Origin of the sequence: Pseudomonas beijingensis (assembly GCF_030687295.1) — a bacterium.
Lineage (GTDB): Bacteria > Pseudomonadota > Gammaproteobacteria > Pseudomonadales > Pseudomonadaceae > Aquipseudomonas > Aquipseudomonas beijingensis.
The window spans coordinates 4106963-4133474 of the sequence record NZ_CP117425.1 but is presented as its reverse complement, the minus strand read 5'-3'; the positions used below and the strand labels follow the sequence as shown (position 1 = coordinate 4133474).

The 26512-nt window shown below is 61.5% G+C and carries 15 protein-coding genes and 1 pseudogene; 7 read left to right on the top strand and 9 right to left on the bottom strand.

The features are described 5' to 3' along the window. Positions 1-178: 178 nt before the first annotated feature. Positions 179-806, bottom strand: a pseudogene (locus tag PSH84_RS18605) (TetR/AcrR family transcriptional regulator). An 82-nt stretch (positions 807-888) separates the two neighbouring features. Between PSH84_RS18605 and PSH84_RS18600 the strand changes: the two are divergent. Continuing rightward, complete coding sequence (locus tag PSH84_RS18600) at positions 889-1518, top strand: NAD(P)H-dependent oxidoreductase (protein ID WP_305481518.1); 630 nt, start codon at positions 889-891, stop codon at positions 1516-1518. Positions 1519-1548: 30 nt separating this feature from the next. Here PSH84_RS18600 and PSH84_RS18595 read toward each other — a convergent pair whose 3' ends face one another. Beyond that, positions 1549-3111, bottom strand: a complete 1563-nt coding sequence (locus tag PSH84_RS18595; protein WP_305481517.1) for a L,D-transpeptidase family protein — start codon at positions 3109-3111, stop codon at positions 1549-1551. A 162-nt stretch (positions 3112-3273) separates the two neighbouring features. On the opposite strand from PSH84_RS18595, the gene PSH84_RS18590 reads away from it, so the two are divergent. Continuing rightward, a complete protein-coding gene (locus PSH84_RS18590) occupies positions 3274-3957 on the top strand; it encodes a murein L,D-transpeptidase catalytic domain family protein (RefSeq protein ID WP_305471205.1) in 684 nt (227 codons plus the stop codon). Between the two features lie 199 nt (positions 3958-4156). Then, positions 4157-5122: a class I SAM-dependent methyltransferase gene (locus PSH84_RS18585; RefSeq protein ID WP_305481516.1), complete on the top strand. Its 966-nt coding sequence runs from the start codon at positions 4157-4159 to the stop codon at positions 5120-5122. Here PSH84_RS18585 and PSH84_RS18580 read toward each other — a convergent pair. From PSH84_RS18580 to PSH84_RS18565, 4 genes are all read right to left on the bottom strand, one after another. Beyond that, on the bottom strand, positions 5097-10196 hold the full coding sequence (locus PSH84_RS18580; RefSeq protein WP_305481515.1) for a dermonecrotic toxin domain-containing protein: 5100 nt from the start codon (positions 10194-10196) through the stop codon (positions 5097-5099). The two genes, PSH84_RS18585 and PSH84_RS18580, sit on opposite strands and share 26 nt — an antisense overlap. Positions 10197-10340: 144 nt before the next feature. Continuing rightward, a complete protein-coding gene (locus tag PSH84_RS18575; RefSeq protein ID WP_305471023.1) occupies positions 10341-10943 on the bottom strand; it encodes a LysE family translocator in 603 nt (200 codons plus the stop codon). Positions 10944-10997: 54 nt separating this feature from the next. Beyond that, a complete protein-coding gene (locus PSH84_RS18570) occupies positions 10998-11834 on the bottom strand; it encodes an AraC family transcriptional regulator (RefSeq protein WP_122568568.1) in 837 nt (278 codons plus the stop codon). Between the two features lie 339 nt (positions 11835-12173). After that, complete coding sequence (locus tag PSH84_RS18565; protein WP_122568567.1) at positions 12174-12599, bottom strand: GlcG/HbpS family heme-binding protein; 426 nt, start codon at positions 12597-12599, stop codon at positions 12174-12176. A 282-nt stretch (positions 12600-12881) separates the two neighbouring features. Between PSH84_RS18565 and PSH84_RS18560 the strand changes: the two genes are divergently transcribed. Continuing rightward, on the top strand, positions 12882-13967 hold the full coding sequence (locus tag PSH84_RS18560) for a Rieske 2Fe-2S domain-containing protein (protein ID WP_305471020.1): 1086 nt from the start codon (positions 12882-12884) through the stop codon (positions 13965-13967). Continuing rightward, positions 13964-14914: a PDR/VanB family oxidoreductase gene (locus PSH84_RS18555; protein WP_305481514.1), complete on the top strand. Its 951-nt coding sequence runs from the start codon at positions 13964-13966 to the stop codon at positions 14912-14914. The genes PSH84_RS18560 and PSH84_RS18555 overlap by 4 nt, the downstream gene beginning before the upstream one ends. 828 nt (positions 14915-15742) lie before the next feature. Here the strand turns inward: PSH84_RS18555 and PSH84_RS18550 are convergent. After that, positions 15743-16456 carry a GntR family transcriptional regulator gene (locus PSH84_RS18550; RefSeq protein WP_092164402.1) on the bottom strand — a complete coding sequence of 238 codons (714 nt, stop codon included), beginning with the start codon at positions 16454-16456 and terminating at the stop codon, positions 15743-15745. Between the two features lie 126 nt (positions 16457-16582). Next, on the bottom strand, positions 16583-17614 hold the full coding sequence (locus PSH84_RS18545; RefSeq protein ID WP_122568564.1) for an Ldh family oxidoreductase: 1032 nt from the start codon (positions 17612-17614) through the stop codon (positions 16583-16585). 211 nt (positions 17615-17825) lie between these two features. On the opposite strand from PSH84_RS18545, the gene PSH84_RS18540 reads away from it, so the two are divergent. Together PSH84_RS18540 and PSH84_RS18535 are read left to right on the top strand one after the other, a co-directional pair. Further along, positions 17826-22640, top strand: coding sequence for a dermonecrotic toxin domain-containing protein (locus PSH84_RS18540; protein ID WP_305481513.1), 4815 nt, complete (start codon positions 17826-17828; stop codon positions 22638-22640). Between the two features lie 165 nt (positions 22641-22805). Then, positions 22806-23804 (top strand): FecR family protein, encoded by a 999-nt coding sequence (locus tag PSH84_RS18535; RefSeq protein ID WP_305481512.1) that lies wholly within the window; start codon positions 22806-22808, stop codon positions 23802-23804. 238 nt (positions 23805-24042) lie between these two features. Here PSH84_RS18535 and pvdQ read toward each other — a convergent pair whose 3' ends face one another. Then, on the bottom strand, positions 24043-26391 hold the full coding sequence (gene pvdQ / locus PSH84_RS18530; protein WP_305481511.1) for a bifunctional acylase PvdQ: 2349 nt from the start codon (positions 26389-26391) through the stop codon (positions 24043-24045). Positions 26392-26512 lie beyond the last annotated feature (121 nt).

Here is a 26512-nt window from a genome sequence, read left to right as displayed (position 1 = left end):
GCATGTTCAGTTGTGGGAGCCGAGCTTGCTCGCGATAGCCATGGGTCGGCTTGCGCAGATGTTGAATGCACTGACGTCATCGCGAGCAAGCTCAGCTCCCACAGGGGATTGTGGTAATGGCAGGAGGGGCTCGCCAGCATTCCATTGTGGGAGCGAGCTTGCTCGCGATGGCGGTGGGTCAGCTTGAAGGGTTATCGGCGGTCCTGGTCACCATCGCCACAATACTGGCCAGCAGCTCTTCCTTCGCCTCGGCAGCGCTGATTTCCCCGGTGGCGGCGGCATTGGACAGTGCTTCCGCCGCCCCCAGCATCGCCCGCAAACCGGCCTGGGTGATGCCCTTCGTGCCAGCGAACGGTTCCAGTACCGCGCGACACTTGTCGAGAAAAACACCCTCGTATTCGCGCTTGATGCGCTCCAGCTCCGGCGAACTGGTCAATGCCGCGATCACCCCGGGAATCTCCCGGCCTTGCAGCAGCACGCACTCGACGTAGGAAGACGCGATCACCGCCGCCCGGCTTTGCAGGGTGGCGTCGCTGGCGTCGAGGGCCGCATCCATCAGCGCGGTCTGGCGGGCGTCGAAATCCTGGTAAAGCGCTGCCAGCAGCCCGGATCGGCTAATGAAGTGGTCGTAGACGATGGGCTTGGTCACCCCCGCCTGGTCCGCCAATCGGGCCAGCGTCAGGGCGTCGCTGCCCTCCTCGCGCACCAGTCGCCAGGCGACATCGAGCAATTGGCGCTGCCTGCAGGTCATGCCGGGATAAACGACGACGAGGTGCAGGCTGCGAATGTGCGTCAGTGCTTGACATGCTAACTTTACCAACCGTAACTTACTAAGCGTAACTTAAGCATACCTGTCATCAAGACCTCGTGACCAGAAGGAGTTTCGCCATGCATGCACTCATCGTTGTGGCTCACCACGATCCGCGCTCCCTCACTCATAGACTGGCCGGGAAAATCGCCGAGGGCATCACCCGCGCCAACCCTGCCGATACGTTCGAGATCGCCGACCTGGCTGCCGAAGGCTTCGAGCCACGCTTCAGTTTTGCCGACCACGCTGTGCACCACCGCGAGGCCTTGCCACCCGCGGATGTGCTGGCCGAGCAAGCCAGAATCGACCGTGCCGACGCGTTGGTGCTGGTCTATCCGATTTATTGGTGGTCCATGCCCGCGCTGCTCAAGGGCTGGATCGACCGGGTGTTTTCCAACAGCTGGGCGTTCGATTTCAGCCTCGACAAGCCGTTTATCCAGAAACTGGGGCACTTGCGGGTCCATTTGGTGGGCGTCGGTGGCGCCGATGCCGACAGCTTCCAGCGCCACGGCTACGGTGAGGCGATGACCACGCAAATCGACCATGGCATTTTCGGTTATTGCGGCGCCCAGGTAGTGAGTTCCCAGCGTTTGCTCGACTCGGAAACCGCCGATCCGCAACAACATTTGCAGGCCGCCGATGTTATCGGCCAGCGCTTGTTCGCAACGCTCGACGAAAACACCCACGCGCCCGCGACTGTATGCGCCTGAGCTCGGAATTAAGCGCTCGGAACTAAGCGCTCAGAGCGCCCGACCATGGGCGGCCGACAGCGTCACGTCACGCCCATAGATATCCGGGATGTACACCGCCTGGCCCTGGCTGTCCGCTTGTACTGTCCAGTACCCCAGCAGGATCGGCATAGGTCGGGCCAGCCTGAATTCATGGGTCGACTCAGTGGCCAGCAAGGTGTCGGTGCGTGCGCGTTCGGCCGGGCTGACCAGCAGGTCACGCAGGTGCATCACTTGCTCGATCCGCACGCAGCCTGAACTGAAGGCCCGCGGGCCCTTGCTGAACAACGACTGGCTCGGTGTGTCATGCAGGAACACCGAAAACGGGTTGGGAAAACGGATCGCCATTTTGCCCAACGGGTTCTTCGGACCTGGATCCTGACGCAGCATGAGGTTGCCCGGGTGCTCCCAGTCGATATCCTCCGCCAGCAACGGCAGGCCATCACTGTCGAGGATCCTCAGGTTGTGGCGAGCGAGAAACTCCGGGTCACGGCGGATTTCGGGCAGTTTGTCTTCGCGCATAATGGTCGGCGGAATGGTCCAGGTCGGGTTGAGCGTCAGCCGGGTGACGTGGGATTTGAGCAACGGTGTCTGCCGTTGCGCACGCCCCACCTGGGTGCGGGTTTGCCAGACTGGCGCGCCACCCTGGTAAACCGTCAACTGCGCCGCTGCCACGTTTACCAGGACACTGTCAGTCTCCACGTCCTGGGCCAGCCAGCGCATGCGCTCCAGGTTGATGCGCAACTGCTCGCGGCGCATGGCCGGGCTGATGTTCAGCTCGGTGACGGTCCACGGTCCCACCACGCCATCGGCCTGCAACGAATGCTGGGCCTGGAAACTCTTCATCGCCGCCACCAGCATGGGGCTGTAATGCTCGTCGCTCACCTGCGGCGGCGTACTCAGGTAACCCTCGTTGAACAGTCGTTGGGCCAGGGCGGGGACGCGGGCGTCCTGTTTGTCCGGTTGCAGCAACGGCCCACCCGGCACCGCTTGCCATTCGGCCAGAGGCTGTTGCCGCAGCCGGGCATAGAGGCCGCGCAGGTTGCGGTAAAGGTCCAGGTTCGGCCGTGCCTGTTCAAAAGCGTCGGCCAGGTTCTGCCGGCCCAGTCCGGCGATGGCCAGCACCACGGCGGGGTGATCCTGGGGCGGTGGGTTGGCCTTCCATACCGGTTCCAGCCGGTCTTGAGGCAGGTAGCCGAAACGCAGGTCATGCAAGGCTTGCAGGTAGCGCTGGCTGATGGCGATGTCGGCACAGTGAGTGGCCTGGACTGCCCCCTCGACCGGCAGGTTATAGCGGGCCGGATCCAGGCCGTCATCGGCCAGTTGTTGCAACTGGACCTGCAACGCCGCCCGTCGTTCGTCGTCCGCCCAGACTGCCTGGCCTGCGTTTTGCTGATAGAACGCCTGCAAGTCGAGCAACGTCGGAAAGTCGGCACCCACCGCGACGTCCGGGCACGCAACCACCCATTGCGCCAGGGTGGTCTGCACCAGTGCCGGATCGCTGTCTTCGGCTGTGGCGACCAATGGCGCAGTGAGCAATAAAAGGCTCAGGTAACATGCGGACTTTTTGAACAACTGCTTTACTCCAATCCATGGCCGTCTCGTTGACGGTGAATTTTGCGACAGGTACGACCCGCCATCATGCAGACAAACGAAATCGGACGGGATGCCGCGAACGAACACCACGTTGGAACCCCTTCGCCTGTATCGGGCTTTTTGCGCCGATTCTGCCTGGTCATGCTGGGCCTTGGCATCATTTGCAGCCCGGCGCTGGCCGAAAAAAAGCCAAAGCCGCAAACGCTTTACCACAGCCTCGCCCAGGCAGCGCCGGAACTCAATCCCCTGGCGCTCAAAAGTGCCTTGAGCGCCATGCAATGCGCGGTCGCCAATGGTGCCGGCCAAGCCCGCCACTTGGCGGTCATCGATTACTCGCAACCCTCCACGGCCCGGCGCCTGTGGATCTTCGACCTGCGCCAGAAGAAGCTGGTATTGCGCGACTTGGTGGCCCACGGTCAGAATTCGGGAGAAAACTTCGCCACGCAATTTTCCAATCGCCTGGGCAGCTATCAATCCAGCCTGGGACTGTTTCGCACCCAGGAAAGCTACCAGGGCACCCACGGCTATTCACTGCGCATGGATGGCCTGGAGCCGGGCTTCAATGACCTGGCCCGTGATCGGGCGATCGTGATCCATGCCGCCGACTACGTGAACCCGTTGTGGAGCGTGCGCCAGGGCCGTATCGGGCGCAGCCAGGGCTGCCCTGCCGTACGCCCGCAAGTGGCGCGCCAGGTGATCGACAAACTCAAGGGCGGGCAATTCATGTTTTCCTGGTACCCGGACCCGGGTTGGCTCAAGCGTTCGGCCTATCTCAATTGCCAGCCACAACAGGTGGCGAGCATTCTGGCCACCAGCGGCAGTTAGTAGTGCCTTTGTGGCGAGGGGATTTATCCCCGCTGGGCTGCGAAGCAGCCCCAATGCAGCAGACTCATTCTTCCTGACACGCCGAGTTGGCAGGTAGGGCTGCTGCGCAGCCCTGCGGGGATAAATCCCCTCGCCACAGATTGCACCTGCTGAAACGCTGGTTAAAATGCCGGCCTTTCGAATCCCTGGCGTTGCTTGAATGAATTGCGTAGCCCTTCAAACCCTTCACGACCATTTGCTGACCGCCCTGGCATCGGTACCGGAAGAAACCCGCCGCCTGCTCCATGGCCGCGGACGCTGCTGGCCGGGCCTGGAGCAGGTCACTGTCGACTGGTTACAAGGGGTGGTGCTGGTCTCGCTGTTCAAGGAACCGGAACCCACGCACCTGGACGGGTTGATCGCGACGCTGCTGGCGCTGACGACATCGCCAGCCTGGCAACACAGCAAGGCCCATACACTCGCCGTGCAGCATCGCTACCTGCCACAAAGTCTCACCCAATGGTTGGTGGGCGAGCCCATTGATGAATGGACCCTGACCGAAGGCGGCCTGCGCTACCGGATCGACCTGGGCAAGAAGCAGAATAATGGCCTGTTCCTCGACATGCGCTACGGTCGCGACTGGGTGCGGGCCAACGCCTGTGGCAAGCGGGTGCTGAACCTGTTCGCCTACACCTGTGGCTTCTCCGTGGCGGCCATTGCCGGCGGCGCGGAGCATGTGGTCAACCTGGACATGTCCCGAGCGGCCCTGAGCCGCGGCCGTGACAACCATCGGCTGAACGACCACGACCTGAGCCAGGTGAGCTTCCTCGGCCACGACCTGTTCAAGTCCTGGGGCAAGGTGATCAACAGCGGCCCGTACGACCTGGTGATCATTGATCCGCCCACCTTCCAGAAAGGCAGCTTCCTGTTGACCAAGGATTACCAGCGGGTGTTGCGCCGCCTGCCGGAACTGCTGACCGCCCACGGCACAGTCCTGGCCTGCAGCAACGACCCGGCCACCGGCCCGGATTTCCTCATCGACGGCGTCACCCGCGAAGCGCCCGGGCTGGTGTTCGAAGCACGCCTGGACAATCCGCCGGAATTTCCGGACATCGACCCGGCGTGTGGCCTGAAGGCCTTGGTCTTCAGGGCGACAGCGCCTACGGCACCGGCCACCATGCATTGACCAGCCCCATGGTGATCCGCCGCACCAGCGATTCGACCTCCCGGCTCTTGACCGAACGGTAGATCGCCATGGTCCGCCGCAGTTGGTCCTCGTTGAGCATCACCGGCTGGCGTGCGCTCCAATCCACATCCGTCACGGCCTCGAGCCCCACGCCGCGCCAGACGATCCGGTCGCCTTGGGTGACGGGCTCCAATGGGCTGGGCAGGCTGGCGTCCGGCTGCACCAGGTTGTCCAGCATCACTTGCGGCCAACGGGACGGATTCACCGGCTCGCTGAAGGCCTCCACCAGATCGTCATCCAGCGTATCCCAGAAGGCCAGCCCTTCGGACCAATCGCGGGACATCAGCCCCAGGTAGGGCCGCCAGGCCATTTCTCCCACGCGCGGAGCCTGGTCATTGCTGTTGAAGGTGTCCTGGGCATCGCTGAGCCAGTCGATGAATGCCTCACGGGTCATGTGTAGCTGGCGCTGCGCAAGGTCGGGGTAACGCTCCGTCAGGGCATGGTTCCAATAGACGGAATGCTCGACCAGAAACGCTGAAAAGGGCACGCCTCCCCGAACGAGGCGCGCGCGCATCACCGATTCGAAAAAATGGAAATGCATTTCCAGCTCGGCAAGGTCTGGCGTTTGTCGATCCAGGATACGGGCTTGCAGGCGCGTGCGCAGTTGTTGCAGTTGCTGATCGAAATCGCCAATCAGCAGCGGCAGCGGGTCGTGAGTGTTCTCGTAGCCGATGTAGTGCTGCAAGACAGCGGCCGCCCTCTGGCGATCGGCGAAAGACAACCCGGCAGGCGTCCGCTTATCGGTGTTGCGGATGCCAACAGAGAACCAGTCGATGAAACCTCGCATCCCGGGATCGTCGCGGGCAACCTCCAGCGCTCTCTTGAGCGCCGAGGAAAAGTAGAGCCAATCATCGGCGGTGTACTGGAAAGAGTCGGGATATATGGCGCGCAGGCCCTGGATCTGAAGACTGGGCAATGGATTGTCATCGAGCCATACGGCCACCGAGCCCCGATCCGGCAAGCGGTCGAGCGCGGGCAGCAAGTCATCCTGGATAGTGGTGATGCGGTTGCCTCGAAGATCGAGGACGTACAGAGCGGACGGATGCTTGGCCAGCACCGCCAACGCCAGCGGAGGCACCCGATCGAGCCCGCTCCTGGCCACTCCCAGCTCGTACAGGCTCGTCAGCTCTGGCAAATCGGGTAGGTCCCTGCAATTATTTCCGTTCAGGCGTAGCTCCTGCAAACCCGCCGCGGTACGCAGAAATGCACTGCCCTCATCATCCAGGCGCAGGCCACAGCGCGACAGATCCAGCACCCGCAAGTCCGGCAACCGAGTCAGCGCCTGCAGCTGCTCGGGTGTGAAATCCAAGTTTTCGGCCCACACCACCTCACGCAACGTCGGCAGTGCGGCCAGGCTGTCAATGGCTGCAATCACGTCCGCACTGGTTCCCATCTGCGGACCGCTACTGATCCCCGTCAGGTCCAGGGCGGCTATTCTAGTGGGTTCAGCACCGGTCAATGGCGCGAAGACATTTGCGTGCAGATGGAGCGGATTGCCTTCCATTGACAGTTCCACCAGCGAACGTAACTCACCTGCCGCCACCGGAATCGTGGTGAGATGATTGCCCTGCAGGTTCAACGTATCGATGTTGGGGAACAATCTCAGGAAGTCTGAAGGGTCCTCGCTAAGGCCCATATGGCTCAGCGCCACCAAACGGACATGCTCGAAACGTGCACTGATGGGAGGCAACCGACCGACGTCCAAAGCCCCTAAGCGTAATGCCACCTCACTACCCTCCAGCCCCGGTTCGGCTTCGCTCCGCCAGGCACGACGCAATTCACTGGCGATGGCATTGCGTTGCCCAAGCAGGGTCTCACGGTCGTACTGCTGTTCGTTAGGGTGGTGGAAACCCTCATGGTCCACCCACTGGCGCAGCCCATCGTCCAGCGTGGTCCATTCGTTTTCCAACTGGGTGACCAATTCGCCCAGGCTGATGCCTTGGTGCCCGGCCTGTTCCGTCAGGTTTGCCTGTAGCTGCATGAGACGCTCCCCTCCATGGCTGGGATAGAGCCGCTCAAGACGCTGCTCCAGGCTGCCGCGCCAGTCGTGCAGCGGCAGTCTGCCACGGCCGCTGAGGGGGTACACCAAGTGCCCGTTCAACCATTGCGGCCGCGATCCGACACTGCCCAGGCGCCTCATCGACAGGTAGGGACGCAGGCCTTGCCGGTCCTCCAGGGCCTGTGCAAGCAACTGGGACCGAAGCTTATCCGCCTCCCAGATATTCAAGCCCAGCGCCTGGCGGGCGTCGTCCGATAGCGCCCGCAGCAGCGCATCCTCCAGGCTCATGGGGTTTGCCAACTCTTCGCCGGTTTCGTCAAAGGGGCGGTACTTGTCGCCTTCCTGGCGAATGGTTTTCAAGGGGCCGTCCTTCCCCACGGTTATCGGATCTTGCAGCTCGCGCAGCCAAACGCGCAGGTGCACGCGACCCTGTAACCGGGGGGCATTGCCCAGCAGACCGATGACGATGCGATCGCGATCGACAGTGCCTTCGCCCCGCTCCAGGGCGCGCAAGGCACGGGTCAGGCGCAGCTCGCGCAAGGCTTCTGCGCACTGCTTGCCCAGGTTCTCGGCCACCTTGCCTTCCAGCAAGCGCAACCGATCATGACCTGCAACCTCGTGGACCAGCTCGTTGGCGATGGATTCGGGCAGGTTCGGGAACGTCCGAATCACCGGGGCAGCCAAGGGATCACGCCCAACCTGACGGGCCATGGCCGCGTTCACTCGCGAGGCGTTGCGCTCCAGGTACCCGGCCCAGCGTCCGGCCAACAAGCGGCTGCGCTCCAGCGGGCGCAAGCCGAAACTGCGTTGGCCGAGCAGCACGTTTTGCTCGTCCATGCTCAGGTTCCCCAGAATGCGGGCGGCCCAGGCGTCGTGCTCCAGGTCCGCTTTGCTCAACCATAGGAAGCGCGTATCGGCGATGTCACCCACCGGGTAGAGCCTCACGCCGTCGTGGTAGCGCAACGTCAAGCCCTTGGGCCACCCCGGTAGATCGACGAGGGTCTGGACGATGCGAAAATGCGAGCCCTCCGGCGCTTCGCCCCGGCGCAGGCGTTCAATGGTGTGCCGCACCCATTGCCAGTTCCGTGCTTCATCCAGGGCATCGGCCAATATCGCCGGCATCGGCCGCCCCTGGACTTGCAGGTAGCGCAAATGCGCCTCGCTGATGCCGACCTGCCGTTGCAAGGCCAGGAGTGCGTTGTTATCCAGCTCGGCGGGGGTCTCGGCAAAGGTCCGCAGCAACGCCAGGTTATCGCGCTGCAACGGGTTGCGATGGGCCCACTGCCAGCCGCGGGCACGGCTCCATTCCAGTGGGGGCGTCACACCTTGGTGCCCGGTTGGCAGGCGCAGGTTCAAAGCGTCCTGTGCTCCCTGTACTTCGAAGTAACGATCCTCGATGCGCACCCACGCCTCGTCTTCCGTGCGCCAGACACCCCAGGCGTCCTGCTCGGCCTCCACGGGGGGTAAGCGTTGCGCTTCGAAGGCACTGACGTCGCCATTCCACAGGCGCGTGGTGCCGTCGCGCACCGGCATGGGTTCAACGGCCCCACCGACGAAGCCCAGGTAGGCGCCTTGAGCGACCCCGAACAACACGTTGAAGATATGCTCGATCCCTTCTTGCGCGTGGCCTTCGTTGAACGCCTGGATGCCTTCGAAGATTTCGTACACCAGGCGCACGCCACCGACCGCCGCGGCGGTCATGCCGATGGGCGCGCAAAATGGGAAGAAGGTCGCGGCAACCATCAGCGAACGCTCGACAAGGCTCTCCCAATAGTCGAGACGAGCCAACAGCGCACGCCAGTCCTGGTCCCGGGTCGGGACCATCAGCGCCGAAGCGTTGGCCAGAGCATGGCCGCGCCATTCGTGGTAGCAAGCGTGCCAAGGGGCCTCGCGCAGGTCTTTCAGGCCCCAGGCCACCTTGGGCGTGGGTATTCGGATGTACCGTTGATTGCCATCCTCACCCCACTCGCCCTCGCGCCAGCCGGTGATGCGCGCATGAATTTCCTGGAAGAGATTGAGGTTGTCCGTCACCGTCCACTCCACCTGATCGTGCAGCGCCGTGCCCAGGCTGGCCTGCAGACGCAGCGGAAGGTAATGCATCAGGCCCTGGCGATAGCGGCGTTTGCGCAACCGTTCGGTGAGCTCCGCCGACAGCGCCTGCAAGCTGGGGAACTGCTTGAGCGGCGCCTCGGTGTCATGGGGCATGTGCAAGACGACCGGGCGAACACCCTGGGCATCGCCCTTCAGTCCCCAGTACAACCGGACGCTAAACAATGGGGCCGAGAGCAACTCCAGCGCCTTGACCTCACAGGCCAGGGGGGCGACACGCCGGTCTTCGAGATGAACGCCCACATGGGCCAGCAACCGCTCACCGGTTTCATCCAGGCGCCCTTCCAGCTTGGCTTGGTAGGCGTCATAGGCGAGCTGGCTGCGGGCGTACGCCATGTAGGCTTTGGCAATGGCGGGCACCTCATCGGCAATACGAGGCATTTTCTGTTCGAGCAACTGTCGATAGGCCCCGCCCACATCCATGCGGCGACAGAGGCTGGCGAAACGGGCCGGGGGCGTGGCCAGGGTCGCCCTGTCCGACGGGGCGCCCCCTTGGGAGAACTCCCCTCGCCGGCCCTGGATGAACAGTTCGCCCTTGTTATCGAAATCGCTGCCGGCGACGGCGTCGGCGGGAGGGTAATTGCGCATGACCGCTTCGATCACCGAAAGCGAGGGGTCGGTGACGAAGGAACTTCGCCTGATCCTGGCCCGGCGTACCGCGTCTGCCACCGTGCCGGGGCCAATCACCCGGTTCCAATCCTGTACTTCTGGCTGGGTCTTGAGCCGATCGAGGGTGAACGCATAGGGCCCCGGCAGATCACTGAGCAGTGCATTGAGCGCATCACTGTCGCGCTGCAATTGACGGGTGAGCACTTTGAAACGCGTCTGCCGGGCCCGTGTGGCTCGCGTCAACCAGACGGGGAGCCTGGCGCGGATAAAATCGATATGAGTGTCTTGAGTAGACATGATGGACCTCCTTCCTTGGGGTCGAGTGTTCGTTCGAGCGCTAAAGCACGTTAGTTCTGGCGTGGCCGATGCTCTCCAAATCAACGGTGTTTTGATACCGTCCAACCGTTGCAAGGGATTGCGCGTGATGAAGGTCGATCGCCGCTACATCACCAACGTCAACCACGCCGACACCAGCAGCATCACCGCCATGACCCGATTGAACCGCCCCATCGCCACGGCGGAACGGCAGAACCGTGCGGCGCCGCGGCCCAGGTAGGCCCAGACGGTCATGCAGGGGATGGAAATGGCGAAGAACGCCAGGGACAGCCAGAGGACCCGCACGGTCCGGTCGGCCTCGGCCCCCGCAAAGACGCTGACCACCGCCAACGCCATCATCCAGGTTTTCGGGTTCACCAATTGCAACCCGGCCGCCCCCGCCAGGCCCAGGCGCGGGCCTTCCACCGGGCGGTCCGGGTCGATGGCCTGGGCCGGTGCGCGGAAAATCTGCCAGGCCATCCAACTCAGCCAGGCGATGCCCGCCCATGAGAGCAGTGTTTGAAGCGTGGCATGACGCGCCAGCACATCCCCCAGCCCGGTGCCGACCAGAAGCACCAGCAAGGCCGCTGCAGCACAGGCGCCGAGGATGATCGGCAAGGTGGTTGCCAGGCCGAAGCGCGAGCTATGGCTCAGCACCAGGATATTGGTCGGACCCGGGGTGATGGAGGCGACAAACGCGAATAGGGCAAACGGCAGTAACTGGTCCATGGAGCGACTTCTCGGTGGATGATCGATCGTTTGATCATCCCTGGGAAGTCGTGGTCAGTCTGGAACAATTGAGCAGCGCTTACGGTAGTCCGCCGGGCTCAGGCGATAGGCGCGCTGGAACCAGCGGCCCAAGTGGCTCTGGTCGGCAAAACCGAGCATGGCCGCCACCGTACCGGCACTCTCGCCAGAAGCCAGCAAACGCCGGGCCCGGGCCAGGCGCAACTGGATCAGATAGGCATGGGGCGCCAGGCCGAAAGCGGCCTTGAACGCACGGCTCAGGCGAAAACGATCCACGCCGGTGACCCGCGCCAGGTCATCCAGGCCGACGTCGTCGCTCAGGTGGCTGTGCAGATAATCCCGGGCTTGCTGCGCCACCAATGGCAACCGCGGGTCGGGGTTGATCCGTGCTCGCCAGTGCAGGTGTTGGGTCAGGTTGGCCAACAAGGTATCGAGGGCCGTTTGGCGCACGATGCGGATCTCCTGCTCATGCAGGCTCTGGAAGGCCAAGGCCGTGGCACTCGCCAGCCGCGCATCGTCGGTCAAGGTGGCGGCGAACCCCAATTGGGCGTTGTCCGGCGCTACGTCGAACAAGGAACGCAACTCGCGCTCCAACCATTGGGGTTCCAGGTACAACGTGCGGTAGGTAAACCCGTGGTCATGGGGCGCGTTGCCGTCATGCAACTCACCGGGCTCAAGCAGGAACACCTTGCCCGGCGTGCTGTTGTGCTGCTGGCGGCGGCAATGAAACTGCTGCACGCCCTGCTCGGTCACTCCCACCAGGTAGGTGTCATGCCAATGGGGATCATAGGCATGACCCTCGAAATGCGCACGCACGGTCTCGATACCGGACGTGGCGTCCTGCTTGAGATCGATCCAGTTGCGCGCTGTCATGCCCTGTCCCGTTTAACGAATGTGCTCTTGGCAGATTAACTGCTGATCAGGAGCGTGTCTGGAAGATTTGTGCAAACCCTGTGGGGAGCGGACTTGCTAGCGAGGGCGCTCAGTCTGTAAATACACAAGTCGACTGACCCACCGCTATCGCGAGCAAGCTCGCTCCCACAGTTTTTTTGTGGTGTTCACAAGATCGGCATTTCCCTGTGAATCCCACTGTGGGAGCGAGCTTGCTCGCGATGAGGCCGGCACATCAAACATCGTCATCATCTGTGAGACCGCCTTCGCGAGCAGGCTCGCTCCCACAGGGTAACTAACTTCACAGACCTGGTTCCGTCGTCAGGCATCCGGAGTGATCACCGGCAATACCGTCTCCACCGCCAAACGAGCCAATTCAGCATCCTGCTCAGCCTTGACCCCAGACACCCCGATAGCCCCAATGCACTGGCCGTCATGGCGGATCGCCACCCCTCCCTCCAGCATGCCCTGCAGATGCGGAGCACTGAGAAACGCGTAGCGACCGCCATTGATCATGTCCTCGAACACCTTGCTGTCGCGCCGGCCCATGGCAGCCGTGCGGGCTTTTTCGGTGGCGATGTAGGCCGATAACGGCGAGGCATCGTCCAGGCGCAGCAGCCCGAGGGGATGTCCCCCGTCATCCACCACACAAACCGACACCGCCCATTGACGCTGGTGAGCCAGCTCCTTGGCCGCCACCAGCAATTGCGCAACGTCCTGCTCAGTGAGTACCGCTTTGGTCTTCATGCATCACTCCGTGTTGTGCAGCAACAAGCCCGCGAGACAATCAGACACCCGCCCAGCAGGTCCAGGAATACTTCGTTCTGCGAACCATAGCGCACCTGCTGCCGTTCATTGAAGCCCTGGATGCCGGCGGCCTGTCGGTTTAAATGATCGCCCCAACGACTCATCAATGGATCCACTGAGATAGCCAATCGTCAATTTACCCAGCAAAACCGTTGACAACGAAATTAGTTAAGAGAGTTAATGGATCCACAGATAAAAACAACATCCGCCTGGAGATCCGTCATGTACCCCAAAAACGCCTGGTACGTTGCCTGCACCCCCGATGAAATCGCCGACAAACCCCTGGGTCGCCAGATTTGTGGTGAAAAGATGGTTTTCTACCGGGGGCATGCAGGCAAGGTCGCAGCCGTGGAAGACTTCTGTCCCCATCGCGGCGCCCCGCTTTCCTTGGGGTACGTCGAAAACGGCAACCTGGTATGCGGCTATCACGGGTTGGTGATGGGTGGTGATGGCAAGACCGTCGAGATGCCGGGGCAACGGGTACGGGGATTCCCCTGCAACAAGACCTTTGCGGTGCAGGAACGGTATGGCTTCATTTGGGTCTGGCCCGGTGACCAGGCGCTGGCGGACCCGGCACTGATCCATCACCTGGAATGGGCTGAAAGCGATGAATGGGCCTACGGTGGTGGCCTGTTCCACATCCAGTGCGATTATCGCCTGATGATCGACAACCTGATGGACCTGACCCACGAAACCTATGTCCACGCCTCGAGCATCGGCCAGAAGGAAATCGACGAGGCGCCGCCGGTGACCACCGTCGAAGGTGATGAAGTGGTCACCGCCCGGCATATGGAAAACATCATGGCCCCGCCGTTCTGGCGCATGGCCTTGCGCGGCAACAACCTGGCCGATGACGTGCCGGTGGACCGCTGGCAGATCTGCCGTTTCACCCCGCCCAGCCATGTGTTGATCGAAGTGGGCGTGGCCCACGCCGGCAACGGCGGTTATCACGCCGCGCCGCAATTCAAGGCGTCGAGCATCGTGGTGGATTTCATCACGCCGGAAACCGAAACCTCGATCTGGTATTTCTGGGGCATGGCCCGGCACTTCCAACCGCAGGATGAAGCCCTCACCGCGTCCATTCGCGAAGGCCAAGGCAAGATTTTCAGCGAAGACCTGGAAATGCTCGAACGCCAGCAGCGCAACCTGCTGGACCACCCGCAGCGCAACTTGCTCAAGCTCAACATCGATGCCGGCGGCGTGCAGTCCCGGCGGGTGCTGGAGCGCTGGATCGCACGGGAGCGCGAGCCTCAAGCCGGCTTGATCGCCAGCAGTCATCAGCCGCAACCGGCGGAGCAACGGCCATGATCGAAGTCCAGGTCACGGCGCGACACAACGAAGCCCTCGATATCTGTAGCTACGAACTGACCCGTGTCGACGGCGAGCCATTGCCGGCCTTCACCGCCGGTGCCCATGTCGACGTGCACTTGCCCGGTGGGCTGATTCGCCAGTACTCGCTGTGCAATCATCCCGAGGAACGGCATCGCTACCTCATTGGCGTGCTCAAGGACCCGGCGTCCCGCGGTGGTTCGCGCAGCTTGCACGAACAGATCCAGCCCGGCATGCGCTTGCACATCAGCGAACCACGCAACCTGTTCTCGCTTGCTCCCCACGCCCGACGCAGCCTGCTGTTTGCCGGAGGCATCGGCATTACGCCAATCCTGTGCATGGCCGAGCACCTGGCCCAGAGCGGTGCGACGTTCGAGCTGCATTACTGTGCCCGCTCCCGAGACCGTGCGGCCTTTGTCGAACGCCTGCTCCAAGCCCCTTACGCTGACCGGGTGTTTCTGCATTTCGATGAAGAACCAGAAACCCTGCTGGACGCCGCCAGGGTGTTGGCCGCACCCGATAACGACCTGCATCTCTACGTGTGCGGGCCCGGTGGTTTCATGCAGCACGTGCTCGACACCGCCAAGGGCCAGGGCTGGCAGGAAGACCGCCTGCACCGCGAATACTTCGCCGCCGCCCCTACCGACACCCGCGCCGACGGCAGTTTTTCAGTCAAGCTCGCGCGCAGCGGCGAGGTGTTCGACGTGCCGGCGGACCGCAGCGTGGTGCAGGTGCTGGAGAGCCATGGCATCGAGATTCCGATCTCATGCGAACAAGGCGTGTGCGGCACCTGCCTGACGCGGGTGCTGGAAGGTGTGCCGGAACATCGGGACATGTTTCTGACCGAAGCTGAGCAGGCCTGCAACGACCAGTTCACCCCATGTTGCTCCAGATCGAAGACCCCGATGTTGGTGCTAGACCTCTAACATCTGAAACAACACGGAACACTGTGGGAGCGAGCTTGCTCGCGATGGCGTCAGCTCAGCAACATTGATGGCGACTGACACACCGCAATCGCGAGCAAGCTCGCTCCCACAGGGGATTTGTGGTGAATACAAATCCTCCAATCACCCGAAAATTATTGTGGGAGCGAGCTTGCTCGCGATGGCGTCAGCTCAGCAACATTGATGGCGACTGACACACTGCAATCGCGAGCAAGCTCGCTCCCACAGGGGACTTGTGGTGAGTACAAGTCCTACAATCACCCGAAAACCATTGTGGGAACGAGCTTGCTCGCGATGGCGTCGGCTCAGCAACATTGATGGCGACTGACACACTGCAATCGCGAGCAAGCTCGCTCCCACAGGGGACTTGTGGTGAGTACAAGTCCTCCAATCACCCGAAAACCATTGTGGGAGCGAGCTTGCTCGCGATGGCGTCAGCTCAGCAACATTGATGGCGACTGACACACTGCAATCGCGAGCAAGCTCGCTCCACAGGGACTTGTGGTGAGTACAAGTCCTACAATCACCCGAAAACCATTGTGGGAGCGAGCTTGCTCGCGATGGCGTCGGCTCAGCAACATTGATGGCGACTGACACACTGCAATCGCGAGCAAGCTCGCTCCCACAGGGGACTTGTGGTGAGTACAAGTCCTCCAATCACACGAAAACCATTGTGGGAGCGAGCTTGCTCGCGATGGCGTCGGCTCAGCAACATTGATGGCGACTGACACACTGCAATCGCGAGCAAGCTCGCTCCCACAGGGGATTTATGGTGAATGACAGTCCAGCCGTTACCTGCAACCGGGCGGGTTACTCCGAACGCAGAATCACCGTCATCCGCTCGTCAGCCAATGCCGAGCCGAACACTTCGGCGTAGCGCAGGGTCGCATTGGCATGCTCGCGCATGATCGCCTCGGCACGGCCGCTCTGACGATTGATCAGTGCGTCGAACACGGAATGGTGTTGCATGTGGGCATAGTTGAAGCGGCGAAACTCGCCGGCCATGTTCTGGCGGTCCACCGCCAGGGCGGTGACTGAGGCGAATGGCAGATGATCGTTGCGCGCCAGGGCGTCGGCGATCGCCGGGTTGTGGCTGCCTTCGACAATCACCTGATGAAAGCGCATGTTGAGGTCGTGATAGACCTCCAGGTCATCCTCGGTCACATAACCTTTGGCGAACAGTTCATCGCCCTGCACCAGGCATTGCTCGAGTATCGCGCGCGCTTCTTCAGACAAACCATGCTCGGCCGTCTGCCGTGCCGCCAGGCCCTCCAGCACGCCACGTACCTCCACGGCCCCGGCGATTTGCTCGGCGCTGACCGAACGCACCTGGAACCCTCGCCCGCCAAAACGCACCAGCAGCCCTTCCTGCTCCAGGGTGCGGAACGCCATGCGCACCGGCATGCGCGAAACGCCGAACAACTCGGCCGTGGGGATTTCCATCAAGCGCTCGCCAGCGGCCAGCTCACCCGAGGCGATCATCTTGCGCAGCGCAACCAGCACCGTTTGGCCGGGCTTACTCATCCAGGCGATTCCAGAGAAAAGAAGCCGTCATAGTAGAAGGCTTGGCGCAACGTGTCACGGCAAGGCACTGACGCGGAGCCGTGATAAACGCCGATGGCAACCACACTGGCTGCCACCGCCGGAGGTTCAAATGCCCGCCAATTCCCGCAACTGCGCCAATGTCTGCTCATCCAGGGTAATCCCCTGCTCATTGGCCTTGCTGCGCTCGCGATGACGACGGTCGCCCGGCAACCGCCGCAGCCCGACGCCATGCATCTGCCTGACCAGTTCCCGGCTGCGCTCGGCGAAGTCTTGCCCGGCGGCCTTGCTGGGGTCGATCACGATCAACAGCTGGCCGGTCCATGGCGTCTTGGCGCCCGGATGATTGCTCCAGTCGAACTCGAAGGAAAAATTCCCGCCTGTCAGGGCGGCCGCCAGTAACTCGACCATCATCGACAGCGCCGAACCCTTGTGCCCACCAAACGGCAGGAGCGCGCCGCCTTCGAGAATCGCCTTGGGATCGCGGGTCGGTTGGCCAAGGCTATCCACCCCCATGCCCGGCGGCAGCAACTCGCCCTTGCGCGCGGCAATCTGCACATCGCCGTGGGCGATGGCGCTGGTCGCCAGGTCGAAGACAATCGGCTCACCGTCGGCTCGTGGCGCGGCAAAGGCGATGGGGTTGGTGCCGAACAATGGACGATCCGCGCCATGGGGCACCACGCACGTCATGCTGTTGACCACGCTCAACGCCACCAGGCCCTCGTAGGCAAACGGCTCGACATCCGGCCAGAGCGCCGCGAAGTGATGGGAATTGCGAATGGCCAGGACGGCGATGCCGGCGCTGCGGGCCTTTTCCACCAGCAATGGCCGCGCCGCAGCCAAGGCTGGCTGGGCAAAGCCATTACCGGCATCCACCGCGACGAACCCTGACGCCACGTCTTCGACCACTGGCACGGCCTTGCCATTGACCCAACCACTGTTCAGCGTCGAGACATAACCGGGCAGGCGAAACACCCCATGGCTATGGGCACCGTCGCGCTCGGCCCCGGCGCAGTTTTCAGCAAGGCACCGGGCGACGTCGGTCGACGTGCCATGACGCAGGAAAATCTTCTCCAGCAAGCTCACCAGAGCATCGAAGGACAGGGTGCAAGAAGCGGCATGATCGGATGGCGCAGACATCTGAAGCTCCGGAATGATTGTTGGAGGTAGCGACAGCGTAAAGGACCCGCCCGGTGATTAAACACTGTTTCAGGCGCGCACTGTCAATCCTTCCCCAGCGCAGATCAAAGAAGTCCTGCGTGCAATAACTATGTACCACCGTTGCCCATCCATCGTTGCCTAGTCTGGCCGCTTCCGCGCCGTCTTGCGGCGCCTTGATCGAGAAGCAACGATGACCACTGAAACCACGCCACTGCTATTTCCCGAGATATTGAACGCCACTCGCCTGGATGAGTTGAACGCGCTTCATAGGCTGACCCAGGCCGACCTCGACTGGTTGCACCATGTCGCCCTGCCCAGCCATACGCAACGTGCGGCGCAGACGCCGCCGATGGCCGCCGAAACGATTCTGCTCCAAGCCGACAACAAGGTGCCGATCCCATTGGCCGGCTGCTTTACCCTCAAGGCCCTGCCAGATAGCGACGTCAAGCCCGCCTTCCTTTACACACCGGACAGAGGGATCCGCAAATTCAACGACTCGCACGCCCTCGAAAACAAGATCGATGAGATGCTGCAGGACACCGCGGGGCGCGACGATCTTTTTCGCTACCTGTCGATTTCCCAGCGCAGCGAACTGAACAGCACAAACGACATCACCCAAACCAGCCAGATCATCAACGCAGACGTTTTCAAGGCGCAGATCGAAGCCATCGAATACGCCCAGAGCCTCAATGCCCTGGCCATGGTGGATGAGCTGATCAAACTGCCCACACTGACCTCAATGCTGGACCAGGCGTTGAACGAACAGCTGCCCAACTTCGATCAACGACAGGCCCGCGTAGCCCTGCGCAAAGGCGTCCCGCTGGGCGATACCCACGCAATCCCAGTCACTGAAAGCATTGCGCTGAGCGACGCCGTGCTGGTGTACTTCCACCATCAGGGCTGGCCCGCCGGGCATGACGTCGACCTGACTCACCCCGGCACGAGCACACACACAGCGCAACAATGGGAAGGCATCATCAAGGCCACGGCCAGGAACCTGATCCCCACACTCAGCCAATACATCAATACCTACTGGCAGGCGAACAGCCCGTTCCACCGGTCGCGCCGCGACTTTCTTGCCCGGGTCATTCGTGACGCATTGCGGGCCGCGATCCTGATCGCGCGCGAGAAAGGGCAACTGACCGAAGCGCAAAACCAGGAACTGCTTCGCCTGTTCAGGCCCTCCCGTCGGGACGAACCACTGCTGTTCATCGAAACGATTCGTCTCTGGGAATATCAACCGCACTTCGTCGAATTGGCCGGTTCGTTGATGATCAGCGGCAAGGACCATTACCTCTACACCCCCAACCACGGCCTGCAAAAAGTCGCCAATTACCTGGGTTTCAAGGACGCGTTGCTCAACACCCCCGCCCACACCGAGCCCAGGCAAGCGCTCTACAACCTCTTGAGCCTGGAGGAACGTAACCGTTTCCTGCGCTTCGACCAGCCGCAAGTGTCAGGCGAATCAGTGGACTTGCCGGTGGCCGAGACCCTGGCTGACGGGATCATTGCCAAGCAACTGGACAATCTTCACTACGCGCTGGAAATGTCCCGCCAGGGCGACGTCAACCTCCACTCACTCATCGACAAGGCGCTGGATATCCGCACCTTGATCAACAAAAGCCTGCTGGATCAGAAAACCGATGGGCATTGGGGCACGCGACCGGCGTTTTACGGAGAGCTGCGACCGTCCAACTTCATGGCCGACCAACTGGAGAGGAAGATCAAGAGCTACACCGATGTCGAAGACACTTTTCACACCCGCTTCATCCAGTTGCCGCCCGCCAACACGGCCGCGCTGCAAAGCGGGCTGGACAAGCTGCTGCCTGAACTGACCAACGCTTTCTCACTGGGCCTGCGCGCCGAGGCCGAACTCAGAGAACGTGACGGAACGCTACCGGCAGCCGCCCATGACTTGATCAGGAACGTTTTCGCCCATGACGCCGACCACCCGGACCGTACGCAGCGCCTGGGCGTCAGAGGCTTTCGACCGGATGTCTATTCGTTGAAGCTGACGTGCCACGCTGAGGGGCGCGCGGTTTCCCTGCGCCTGCCCAACTGCTTTTTACTGACCGAGCGCGGCGGTCTGGATACCCCCTACTCGGGCATGGCCATCCTTTGGTCCCCCACCAGCGGCCTACAGGCTTTTACGAGCGTCGACCTGGCCACGGAGCAGTTGAACAAGAATCTGCTGAACACTCGAAAACGCTTTGCCTGGCTGTCGAACCTGGCGCCCGCGCAACGCATACCCCACGGACGCTACCAGCTCCAGGCCTATGAACTGCTGGAAGACAATGTGCTGGTCAATCGGATGAAGTCGTTCATCGAACAGTTCAAGGCCGAGCGCAGTTACTTGAGCACATTAAAAGTTGGGGATTGGAAACTCAGCGGATCGGCGTTGCGCAACAGTCTCGACGCCTTGCTGGCCAAAGGCGCACCCACCAACCTGAAGCGCGCCGTGGACATCGCCCAAGCCAACAGGCGACAACAGAAACTGCCCGCCTGGCTCGGCACGGCGTCCCTGGAAGATCGACGCTTGCATATCGAACTGCTCGAGCAATACAAGAACAGCGTGGTCGATGCCAAGGACTACCTGGACGGTATCGAGCCATTGCGCACCCACGTGCATAAAAAGCTCAGGGCGTTACTGGACGCACGCTTCCCTGGAAAAAACCTCGACCCCGACACCCTCCAGATCACACCGAACCTTGCCGTCGTGGGGCCGGCCAGCGCCTTGACCGACTTTGCCTTGAACCACGTCGATGTGACCCGAAACGGCTTCAAGGTTTCGTCGACCGCCCCGCGCAAACTGCCTGACGGCTTGAACGAGACGGCGGTCAGGCAAATATTGTCGTCATTGGATATTTCCACCGCCTATAAAACACAGGTCGTGGACACGCTTTCCGGCTCTGGCGCGCCAGTCCAGCAAAGGAAGCGCCGGTTCCGTCAACAATTACCCTGGCAACTGCTGCAACACGCTCACGCACGGCACCTACAGCAACATCTCTCCAGCAAGGCCTTCGACCTGATTCGCCAGGTACTGGATATGCCGGACGCCATAGCCCGCAGTGCGGTTGAAGGCGCCAGCGCGCTGTTTCGCCCCGTGGAGCTGATCAAGACCGGCGGCGCGGCGGCGGTCAAGGCATTGGGGCTCTACCTGGTGGGTTCGAGCGCCCAGGCAACCAACCCCCTTGTCCTGTATTCCCCTTATCACTCGGGTCATTGCTTCACCGAGTTCAAGGACGAAGCGAGCGTGGTCGCGGCCTTCAACACGCCCGGCGCGCTCCAGGACCTGCTGATCCGCCGGCTTCCCGAGAACCAGCAAGCCATTTTCAGGAACCTGTTCGCCTCGACACTTGGGCACCTTTCGGAAATCACCCTGGGTTCCAACCCTATCCGCACCAACCTGCTCGACACGCTGTTCGATGACAACACGAAGTTGCTGGCAGAGCTGTTGAGTTCCCAGGCGCAGGACAAGCGCCAATTCGACTGGACCACTGCCTTGCACCTGTTCAGCTCGGGCATCCGGTTAGTGGGAAGACAGTTGCCGGGCAAACTGACGTTCATAGAGACGCTGTGGGAAAGCTACCAGGACTTCAAGGCGTCTTCCGAGGCCCTGCAAGCGCATGACTGGAAAACCGGCTTGCACAACTTCATCGCCGGCGCCGCCGAGATGGTGTCGCTGGGCCTGCTCAATCGCGACGATACATTCGGCCTGCTCGATCCCGTTGGACCGGCCTTGCCGAGTGTCCCGTCGACGCTCAACTGGAAGGACATCGCTTCCACCGGTCAACTGCGTACCGACCTGGGCGTCTTCGAAGCCACGGGTGTCAGCCTATCTGACCTGCAAAGAAACCTGGCTGAGGGAACGTACAAAGCCATAGAAAACGGCAAGCTTTATATCCCCTTGGCCGGCAAAGTCTTTCAAGTGGCAAAAGCCGACCAAGCCTGGCGAATCATTCATGAGCACGGTGAAGGGCCGTTGTTGAAAAAGTCCTCGGACGGCCGGACATGGGGGATCGACCCACAGCGCCAAACCGTCCGTTTTGGCAAGGCTGGGTCGAAGATGGCTATTACCTATAGCGACTTCAAAGCCAAAGGTTCATTGAATATTGAAGCGCGAGGCATGGCTGAGATACGTCGGAAATATCCGCACCGGGCAAATGCAATCGTGCAGGCGCTGGAGACGGCGCGGTTCTACTCGTTCAATGCCCTGTACAATCTCCATCAACTCAAGCAACAGGTTCTTCCGGGCTCTCGACTGGACAGATACCTTAAACTGTTTTTTGGTGTCAGCAGCGTCGACGCCCGTCTTATCAGCAAAATAGAGACAGCAATCTCGCCGATATGCCAGGCATTGGCCGATCCCTCCTGGGAACTGCAAAATGCGGACCGCATCGTTATCGGCAACCTCAAATACCTGGAGGACAGGGCGACTGCGTTCGTTCTCGAACCGGCGGCGGTGGGAAGAATCTACCTCACCCAGTTTTTCTTCGACATGGGACTGGATTGGTACAAGTCCGTCGTGCCCGACACCTTTAATGTCGATGCCCATGCCCAGGGAGCGACCTTCATCCATGAAATTTCCCATCAGTTGTTCAATACCTTTGACATCGCCTATCTGGACTCGGTACTGCCATTCCTCGACTTGATTTCAACAGCGACTTATCTAGGGCAAATACAATACGACAAGCAAAAGGACCTGCAGCTCAACGGACTTTCGCTGACCACCCCAAAACCCAAACTGTTCACGCAATGGGATAGCGCAGACAACACCGACAAGAAGGTGGAGCTGCTGCCTTTATACAAAGAGACAACTCAGGAGATCCTGAAGATAACCGGCGCCAAAACCATGGATCACGCTCGCGATGCTTTTCTGGATCCGATTTTGCCGGACAAGCGCATCGACGTCATACTTCGCAACGCCGACTCGATCACGCTCTTGATTTGCGAATTAGGGCGGCAACTCGATGTGCGCCCTTCCCGGCAACTTGCGGTGCAGTGATCTGGGCAAAGGGTTATTTGATCTTTTTTTCACGCCAGGTATGCGACGGTAGGCCATGCCCCCGTGTTTGAGCAAAAAAACACGCTCATTGATGCGTAAACGCCATGACGGCAGTTCTCGGCAGCTCATGCCGAAGGTTAGAATGCGGCAAACCAGGACGAATCAATGACCGAACATACCCTCTCGGAAGCCGAATACGACGCCATTACCGATGCCGCAGCTCATTGGTGTATGCGACTGCATGCCGTCGACTGCACCGATGCCGAACGGCAGGCATTCAAGCAGTGGCATGATGCCGATCCCCTGCATGCGTTCGAATACGAAGCCATGCTGGAAATCTGGGACGTTGCCGATCATCTGCCACGTGTCAAGGCAGCCGCCGTCACTCCAGCGTCCAGACCCCGGTCGCGCTGGAGCCGGTTGGCTGTCGCCGCCGCGGTGTTCGTCGTCGGCCTGCCCGTGGCCGCCTACACCGGCTGGAACCTGAACTGGATTGCCAATTCCTACGAGCGGTTCGAAGCCGGCACGAGCGTGCGTCATATCACCCTGGGGGACGGCAGCCAGGTGGAGCTCAACCTGGGCAGTGAGCTGACCTTTGCCAACTACAAAAACGAACGCCGGGTGACCCTGGAAAAGGGCGAGGCGTTTTTTGACGTCAGCCATGACAAACAGCATCCGTTTGTCGTGCGCGCCGCCCAAGGCCAGGTGCGTGTGACCGGTACGCGCTTCAACGTCTGGATGTACCAGGACCAGGTGCGGATTACCCTGGTGGAAGGTTCGGTCAGGGTCACCAGCAACCAGGCGCTCACCCGTAACGGCCTGCAACTTTCGCCGGGCATGCAGGCGAGCTACAAGGCGGGCGACCACCACCCCCAAGTCCGCGAGACAGCCCCCAATGACAGCTCGCTGGCGTGGCGCAACGGTAAGTTGGTGTTGGATGACCTGGCCCTGAGCGATGCGCTGCCGCTGATCAACCGCTACCTCGAGCGTCCCGTCATGCTGGCTGACAACAGCACCGGCGGCCTGCGAGTCTGCGGTGTGTACAACATCAGCGAAGTGCAAAACCTCGTGGCTTCGTTGCCCAAAGTCCTGCCGGTCTACCTGACCCAGAACAAGGACGGCAACCCGGTGCTCAATTCCATCGGGCAGCGGCCGGCCCAATAATTGCGTCCCCTGTGGGAGCAAAGCTTGCTCGCGGTAGCGGTGGATCAGTCTGACTGGATTTTGAATGTGCCGCTCTCATCGCGAGCAAGCTCGCTCCCACAGTTTGGATCGCTGCCGGCCTGTAGTTTCCCAAACGCCAAAAATCTCCTGTGGGAGCAGAGCTTGCTCGCGATGACGGAGGGTCAACCTGCATCCATTTTGAATGTGACTGCCCCTTCGCCTGCAAGTACAACAGCGGTTATTGCGTCGCCACCCTGCCCGCCTCATCACGCTCACGGATAATCACGGCCCGATAGTCCGGATCGGCCTTGATCTGCTGCTCGGTGAAGGGCAGCACACTCCACTGTTTCTGCGAAAACGCCTGGGTCTGGTCGGCCGAATAAGGTGAAGCGGGGTCGCTGGAAATGGAGAACGCCAACAATCCCTGGGCTTGCGGATCTTTACCGTCAAACGTCACCACTTGCAGGTAGCTGGTACCACTGACTACCTCCCATTTGCCGTTCGCCCCCGGCACGCTCTGGATCGCGTTATAGATGCCCAACTCCCCGGGGCCGCCATGGATCGGCGTCTGTCGGCTGCCGCTGCTGGCCACCTGGACGTCTTGCCATCGGCTGTCCTTCGACAACCCCGCAACCTTCACGGCCGCAACCGAAGCCAACATGGCTTCGCGCACAGCCTTGAGCACCGGTGGTCGCTCGATCGCCAGGCCCCGCGGGGTGTGTTGCGGATCTTTGGGATCGAACGCAACGCGCCACGAATCAGGCAGCGCCTGCAGCCGTTCCATGATCTGCTGGAAATGTACGAACCCCACACCGCTGTTCAGGCCGGCCTTGCGATCCCAGGCCTTGAGGCTGGCGCAGGCCTCGGCCAATGCCGACGCATCGGGCCCCAGGTCACCGGCGCAAACGCCGAGCAGGTCCGGCATCACCTGGTCAGCCAGGTACACCTGATCGTCCATGACCATCCGCTGCAAATCCTCCACCTTCACCGGCCCGGCCTTGGCCAACTGGCCCAACCGCTGCAGCGCAAAACGCGCCCGCAGGCCCAGCGGCTGGCCTTGCTGGCTGATCACCGGGGAATAGCCGGACAACGGCTGTGCAGGGTTGACCATCCAGGCCGAATCGTTGGAGTTCTGCACATAATCGCGGCGCAGCAACTGCGGGAGCTTGTCGGCGGCATAAATGCCCTTTTGCACTGCATTGGAATCGTTGCCCCAGGCGCATTCGCTGCGACTGCCATCCAGCACGATCAGTTGCAGCCCGGCCCGGGGGTCACTGCACCGGGCCAGTTTGTCGGCGTCGACGTTCGGCACCACCGACACGTTCATGTAGAGGCTTTGCCCCTGGTCGTCCACCGCCAGGGTATTGACCCAGGGAATGCCCTGAATCTTATGGACGGCGTCCTGCAAATCCTTGAGCGTGACGGCCTTGTTCATGGCGTACCACTGGGCCAGCACACGATCGTTTTCCAGGTTCGCATCCCGCAGGCTGTAGGCGAATCGGTTGTCCCAGTCCAGCCGGCCGGGCCATTGCACGATCGGGCCGAACTGCGAGCCATAGACCACGCGGGAAACCGTCTGCACCTGGCCGTCGGGTTGCTTGATGTCCACCGCGACCGTCTGCTGGCTCATCGGCACGGATTCGCCATCGAGCAGGTAGCGGGTCGGGTCTTTCGGGTCCAGTTGCAGCCGATACAAGGTGAAATGCTTTGAGCTGTCGACGGTGTGGGTCCAGGCCAGGTGTTGGCTGAAACCGATGTTGATCATCGGCAGGCCCGGCAGCGCCGCGCCCATGACGTCCAGCTTGCCGGGAATGGTCAGGTGCATCTGGTAGAAACGCATGCCGCCCACCCACGGAAAATGCGGGTTCGCCAGCAACATGCCGCGACCATTAAACGAGCGCTCACTGCCGATGGCCAGGGCATTGCTGCCGCGCTCCAGGGCAAAACGCTGCTGCCGGGTCGCGGCAGCGGCGAAACTCGCGGCCGGAGCAGTGGCGAGTGCCGTCGCCCGGGGCGGTTGTGCGCCAGCCAGGGCTTCGGCGAACTGGCCGACGCCGCCTTCCACCAACAAGCGACGGGTCAATTTGACCAGGTCCAGCGCGGTGATCGGCCGCACCCACTCACTGGCGCATTGCTCAGGCAGGCCCTTGGCCTTGCGCTCGGCCAACGCACGGTTGTAGCCCGCCGCATAGCCTTCAACCAGTTGTTGCACTTGAGGCGTCTGGGCCTGCCAGAAACCGGAGACCGCTTGCGGTGTGTTGAGCCAGCTGAAAAACAGATCGCTGGCGCGGTTCTCCCGCTGCTCGACCGTGACCTGCTCGGGCCCGAAGTAACGCGAGCGCTGGGCATTGACCGTGACGATCTCATTGGCCAGCAGGCACAGATTGTCCTGGGCATAGGCATAACCGATGCCATAACCCAGTCCACGTTCGTCCTGAGCCCGGATATGTGGCACGCCAAACCGGGTGCGACGGATCTCGGCGCTGGCCTGCTGTCCATCGTCCTGCGCATTGACCACGGGGCTGAGCCCGAGGGCGATCCCCAGAAAAGCGCCTGCAAGGCCAACCCTCGATAACTGCCCGGACATTCTCACGTTCACTCCTGATGAAAACTTCAGAGACCAGGACGGCTGCCGCTGCGCCAGTCGACAAACACTCGGCCCGCCTGGGAAATCACACGCCGCGTGCTGAACCGGAATGTGCCTACCT